General features: G+C 69.2%; 1 protein-coding gene. It reads right to left on the bottom strand.

Annotated features, from left to right (window positions below; genetic code table 11):
* Positions 1-24: 24 nt before the first annotated feature.
* On the bottom strand, positions 25-1,254 hold the full coding sequence (locus tag ACLQ3F_RS31585; protein ID WP_425853355.1) for an IS110 family transposase: 1,230 nt from the start codon (positions 1,252-1,254) through the stop codon (positions 25-27).
* Between the last annotated feature and the right edge of the window lie 217 nt (positions 1,255-1,471).

Here is a 1,471-nt window from a genome sequence, read left to right as displayed (position 1 = left end):
GGGGGGGTGTCCCTATGGGTTTCGTCAAGCGGGGACGGGTGCCTGATCTGTCGGCCGTGGTTGGTAGGGGATCTTGTCGCGGAGCATGGCGAATAGGACGTCGCAGCGGCGGCGGGCGAGGCAGATGAGGGCGGCGTTGTGGCGTTTGCCTTCGGCGCGTTTGCGGTCGTAGTAGGCCCGGCTGACGGGGTCGGCGAGGGCTGCGAACGCGGCGAGGAAGAACGCGCGTTTGAGGTTCTTGTTGCCGCCTCGTGGTGGGTGTTCGCCGCGGATGCTGCTGCCGGATCGTCGGGTGACCGGGGCGAGGCCGGCGTAGGCGGCGAGGTGGCCGGGGGTGGCGAAGCTGCTGCCGTCGCCGACTTCGAGCAGGATCCGGGCTGCGGTCCTGACGCCGATGCCGGGCATCGAGGTCAGGACCGAGGCGAGAGGGTGTGCATCGAGGATCCTCTCGACCTCGCCGGCGACCTGGTCGCGTTGGCGCAGGACGTCGCGGAGGCTGTCGGCGAGGCGGGGCAGGATCGTTTCCGCCGCTGTCGTGCCGGGGACGGTGACGCTCTGCTCGTCCAGGGCGGTCATGATCTGCTCGACGAGCCGCTCACCCATTCGGGGCGCGTGCACTGCGGCGATCGAGAGCAGCTTGCGGCGGCCGGACTTGCGCAGCCCGATCGGACCGCCGCAGCGCGACAGCAGTTCCAACACGGCTTTGTGGTGCACCTTCGGGCCCAGCACCCGTTCTAAGGCGGGATGGATCTGCGTCAGCAGGCCCCGAATCCGGTTGGACACCCGGGTGGCTTCGCCGGCGAGGTCGTCGTCGAAGCCGACCAGGACTTCCAGCTCGGCCAGAGCCTCGTCGCCGGTGTCGACCCGCCGCAGCGTGTGCGGCAGGGTGCGGGCCGCGTCAGCGATGACATAGGCATCACGGGCATCGGTCTTTGCGCTGCCGGGATGCAGATCAGCGATCCGGCGCATCGCCAAGCCAGGCAGGTAGGCCACCTGATGCCCGCATGCCCGAGCCACCGCGACCGGCAAGGCGCCGATCGAGGCCGGCTGGTCGACCACCACCAGGACCCGGCCATGGCGGGCGAGTTTGTCGAACAACTGCCGCAGCCGGGCCTCGGTATTCGGCAACGGCGCGTCGTGCAGCCGCTTGCCGTCCGGGGCCAACCCGACCGCGTGGTGATCACCCTTACCGACGTCCAAACCCAGGAAGACGCCATATCCGTCGTGCACCAGACCCGCCTCCACGCATCGCATCGTGGCCTCGGCCGCAGTCAAGGCGTCGGACTGCCGGCAGCCACGTTACGAAGAGACCTACCCCGAACACGGGTGGCCGTGTCCCTATCAGCGGTCCGCCGACGCCACCCGACCCGGCGACAACACCCCCCGGATCATCCGAACGACAGGGACAGGAAGTCATACCGGGCCGAGCGACCGAGGGTCCCCGGCTGGGGACGATCAAAAAGGTAACGGG

Origin of the sequence: Micromonospora sp. DT15 (assembly GCF_049841475.1) — a bacterium.
In the GTDB taxonomy this organism is placed as follows: domain Bacteria; phylum Actinomycetota; class Actinomycetes; order Mycobacteriales; family Micromonosporaceae; genus Micromonospora.
This window is presented reverse-complemented; position numbering and strand designations above follow the sequence as displayed.

What these genes read in the sequence shown, in the direction of transcription:
- ACLQ3F_RS31585 (WP_425853355.1), bottom strand. Translation starts at nt 1,254, where the DNA reads ATGCGATGCGTGGAGGCGGGTCTGGTGCACGACGGATATGGCGTCTTC.